This is a genomic window from Cupriavidus sp. 01L43 (assembly GCF_056399925.1).
The window spans coordinates 1-4,563 of sequence record NZ_JBFTSH010000033.1 but is presented as its reverse complement, the minus strand read 5'-3'; the positions used below and the strand labels follow the sequence as shown (position 1 = coordinate 4,563).

Here is a 4,563-nt window from a genome sequence, read left to right as displayed (position 1 = left end):
GGCGAACACGTCGTACTCGGCATAGGTGGTCTTGAACCGGGCAAGGTTGTAACCCGTCAGCGTGACTTTGAAGGGCGGTTTGTTATCGAGTCCGCTCGTGTAGTACAACCCCTCCGGGGTCCACCCGAGCCCGAAATCGCCCATCATGAAGCTGCCGCCTTCGACCCGGATCAGGTCCTTCAGCACCTTGCGCTTGAGCTTCGCTACGCGTTCCTCGATGCTGCCTTCCGTCAAGGCCAGCAGCTCAGCTGTGAGTGCCGGAGGCTGCTGCAAGATCGGCGCGTCCTCGCCCGGGTCTTCCGACATGATGGGCTGGCGTGGTGGCTGGACGTCGGCCAATGCTGAGGCCTGCACTTGAGTGCCACCAAGGAGGATTGCCAATGCGGCAGCAATGGATACTATCGTTCTGAAGTGCATTCAAGCCTCGCTGGTGTAGTAGGCGTTCCATCCGGTGGAGGCAAAGAAGGGATGATCGTTCGCGCCCCGCAGCGCTTCATAGGTCGGCGAAGTCGCGTCAGCCAGCGCATAGCCGTGTGGCACGGTATCCACCAGATGATTTGCGAAAGCGTGGTACCAGCCATCGAAATCGCCATTCATCGCAAGTTTTTCCAGGCGATCGAATTCCCGCAGATAGGGCGATTGATAGACGGGAATATCGATGTCGCGAATGGCTTCGGTCTTGAAGAATGCCCTCAACCTCGCCCTATTTGCCGCGATATCGCCCTTTGCACCGTTCTCGTCCACATGCTGAATGATGTTCTCAAGCTCTGGCTTGGATACGGCGGTCTGGATGACGGCCAGCACCGCCTTTCGCTGAGGCCCCAGATAGTTGTCGCCGGCAACTGCACCGCTAGCCACGACATCCGCGTAGCTGTGACGCGTCAATTGATAGATGAGCATGCCCTTTGCCTCGGGGGTGACATACCTCATTGAGCCCGGATTTCCGAGGATACGGTTGGCCAGTTCCAGCCTCGCGTCGGCCTTCTGCATTTGGTCGTCGACGTCCGCCACTTCACCCTGAATTGTTTCAAGAATATCGCCGTAGAAACTCTCGATTGCCCGGCCGGTTTGCACCGCCAGGAACTGAATACCCTTCAGCGCATCGAAGGCATCTTTAGAAAAGATCTTCAGATTCTTAAACTGCCAATACGCGATGTTGTAAAACAGACAGCTAAAGAACAACACCATCTGCTTTGCGCCCACCGCGAAATCCAATGCGCCTTCCGCACCCACGCCCACACACAGGCTGGCGTGCGCCCTGAGTCGAAAGATTCCGCGGGTGTATTCAATTTTGAACTTCGCCCCTGCCCCAATGCCGGCCATTCCCCCGACGGTAGGCGCGATACTCGCAATGCTGGCGAATTCCTTCTTCTCGTCCTTTGGATCCCGCCATTCGAGCTCGCCCGTCAACGTGCCATTGGCTTTCACCCCCGCGAACGCGCCGGCGGAGGCATCGAGCGTGGCAACGTCGGCCTCGTCCTTGGTATTGATCGACACCGTTTGCTTCCTGCGGGCCTTCTTGTCTTTGCGGCCACGCTTGCCGGCCGCTTTCGGCATGTTCTTGTCCAAAGGCGAGACTTCGATCTTCATGGCCAGTTCGGCGGCAATGCTGGCGCCCACCACGCCCGACACCTCCACGGTGAGCCGGCAACGGCCCGCAATCAGTTCGAATGTCCTGCCGTCGCCATCAGTAACGGTCCACAACCAACCGTCCTTGCGTGGAAAGAAGAGGTCGAGCTTCGCCTCAGCCTTGGCAAAGTCCACGGCGGCGTGACCCTCGGCCTTGACGCTGAGGCGGCGATCCATCATCGACATGTCGCCGTTGAGACTACCGCCATAGGAGAAGCGCATCAGCTGGGCACCCGCGCCAAGCTCGATGTCGGCAATCTGCGCCGCGTCGTATGAAGCCGATCCGTGCCGTTCAAGCTGATGCGCCTGGTTCCAGTTATCTGCCCACTGGCCCAGCGTGATGCTTGCGCCACCCTCCAGATCTTCGCCAAACAGCGTTTTGGGCGTGATGGTGGTCTGTTTGGCGACCTGCTCCTTCACATAGGTGCGCAGCTTTGCCTTGTCCAGGCTCCGCTTCCCGTTATTTCCCTTTTGGTAGACCTCGGACCATTTGGTCTTGTCGGTATCCTTGAACTTCGGCCATTTCGGTTTCAGCTTGCCGGACTCCACGTAGACCAGCTTCTCCGGCATTGTCTTTGGCCACTTCGCGAACTGCCGCAGGCCATCCGCGGATTTGATCGACGCAATCTTTTTCTTGAACGATCCCTCGTCGAAATTTCCCTTCGTATCCTCTGCTGCCTTCCTCTGTTGCTCCCTACGGTTGTCATGCTTCAACGCGATCAACTCCACAAGCGTCTTGCCGGCACCGGCTGCACTCTGCTTGTCTTCCTTCGGCTTCTCGGGCGCAGCGGATGCACCGGCCTCTGTGCCATCCGGCAACGGATCGAGTTGTTCATAAACGGCATGCAGCCTCTCGTGTGCCTCGTGCTGCCAGTCGAGCGCGAAGCCGTGTACATTGCGCGCCTGCGCCTTTTCGGCATCGGAAGCTTCCCGGATCACAAGCGCCTGCAAATGGTCCTCGCACAATTGCACTGCCCGGTTGGCGGAGTGAAGCTCTGCCACCATGTCGCTGAGCCCGTTGTAGTGACTGCGTAGTGGATTCGCATCCTCCGCCGGCACGATGATGATTTCGCCGGTCTCAGGGCGCAGGAAAGCCAGCGGCTCTGCCGGCACCCTGGCATCGACGTTGGTCTCACCCCGCGAGTTCAGCTTTCCGCTGCCAAGCGCTTCATTGGCCATCGCTTACTCCTTGAATATCTTGAGCGCCTGGGCCTTGTCAGCAAAGACCCGCATCGTCCGGCCTGCGGCATCAGTCACGCCCTGAATGACCTGGCCGTCCGCGGTTTCTATCCGGTAAGGGATGTGCGGCAAACTCTCTCCGCTGTGCTCGTCCTTCAGCGTGAACTGCTCGTCGTAGAGTCCCGGTGGCTTCGGCAGGGCCTGCCTCGCCTCGCGCAGGCTAGACGCCCCCTGCTTTTGCATGGAGATGACCTTCAGGATGAGGTCGCCCGGCCCGCCAATGGTCACGTTTCCATCGGCAAGGCGAACGAAGGCCCCGCCACATTCGAGTACGAGTTCCCGCTTGGCGGCAATATGGACGGCGCCATCCACGCTGGTGATGCTGACGTCCTTGTCCGCAGCCAGCGACATGGCGTCGCTTTGCGCCTGGATCTCTACGCGGCCCCTGCCCGCGAACAGCTTCATGCCAAGTTTTTGCGCGAACAGGGAAACCGCCTCCCCTGCTGCAACGGTGAATGTCTTGATCGCGCTCAGATCGATGTTTCTCTCAGCGACAACGGCGATGCTTTCCCGGGCCGCGATCTGTGCGCCGCGCCCGGCGACGATACCGACCGACGCAGGCGCGCTCGCCAGGAGCGAAGGCTCCTTCAGTTGGTTGAGCGCGGCGATCACCTGCTTCTGCGCATCGGTGTCTGCGGCTGCGGCATTGGCGGCTTTTGCGGAATTTGCGAGGGCACGCGCTACCTGTAGCGCGCTTTCGAGCTGTGCAATGGCCGCCTCCATCGCGAGTTGCTTCCCACCCGCCCCGGGGCTGGTCATCGGCAGTGAGAAACAGCCCCTTCCCACCCCGTATCGCGCCCCAACCCGACGTGCGAAGCTCGAAACCCTCCCCGCGCGTCTTCCTCTTGCCATCCACCAGACACCCAAGGTTCAACTGGCTCTTGCCCGCATACTCGGTGGAAAGCTTGATGCCTTCCTGTCCCTCCCAGTCCTCGAAGCGCAGCTTGTTATTGCTCTGCGTGCGGATCACGTTGCGCGAGAGCCAGCGGTCCTGGTTGGTGATCAGGTCCCCGTGCTGGCTGTTGTGCTGCACATGTGCGATGTAGGGCTTGTTGGGATTGCCGTCACGGAAAGCGACGTCCACGTAGGTGCCGTCCACCAGCGGGAAGTGGAAACCGGTCTGCCGCGCGCCGGCGAACGGCTTGGCCAGCGCCAGCGGCACGCTTTCGCCGCCCTTGGGCCATGCGTCGAAGTCGAAATCGAAGCGGACGATGTAGTGGCCGTGCTGGGTCAGGTAGGCGTACTTGTAATCGCCCGGCGATGTGACGCGCGCGCTCAGCGTGCCGGCAATGCGCGGCCATTTCGCCTCGTCCATCGGCAGGCGGAAGCGCCGGTCGGAAGGAATCGCCCGGTACGTATTGCGATAGGCGGCGTCGCGGGCGCCGGTGTGGATGACCTCGGTGATGACCTGGCCATTGGGCGCGTCGGGCAGGGCCATGTCCATGCGCAGGATGCGCGCCGGGCAGAGCGCCAGCACGTTGCTCTCGCCGGCATAGACCAGTTGTTCGGCAAGCTTCGCCTCATGGCGCAGCTGCGCCTCCCATTTGGCATCGTCGAAGTCGAGGTGATGGGCACCGTAGACATAGGACTCGCCGTAGGTCGTCTTCTCCTTGCGTGCGACGTTGGCGTCGCCGGTAGGTCGTTCCCAGGCCTTGTCGGGGTTGAAGTCCGCCACCCGGAACGAACCCGGAACGA

Annotated in this window: 2 protein-coding genes and 1 pseudogene; all 3 read right to left on the bottom strand. The window is 60.8% G+C overall.

Going from position 1 to position 4,563, the window contains the following annotated elements:
- Window positions 1-417 (bottom strand): hypothetical protein (locus AC1DP9_RS27550; RefSeq protein WP_477109053.1); only part of this gene is annotated, 417 nt, incomplete at its 3' end.
- Window positions 418-2,808 carry a hypothetical protein gene (locus tag AC1DP9_RS27545; protein ID WP_477109052.1) on the bottom strand — a complete coding sequence of 797 codons (2,391 nt, stop codon included), beginning with the start codon at window positions 2,806-2,808 and terminating at the stop codon, window positions 418-420. It abuts the gene before it with no gap.
- A 3-nt stretch (window positions 2,809-2,811) separates the two neighbouring features.
- Window positions 2,812-4,563: pseudogene (locus AC1DP9_RS27540) on the bottom strand (DUF2345 domain-containing protein); the annotation flags it as partial.

Coding starts and splice junctions, on each gene's coding strand:
- AC1DP9_RS27545 (WP_477109052.1), bottom strand. CDS start 2,808: ATGGCCAATGAAGCGCTTGGCAGCGGAAAGCTGAACTCGCGGGGTGAG.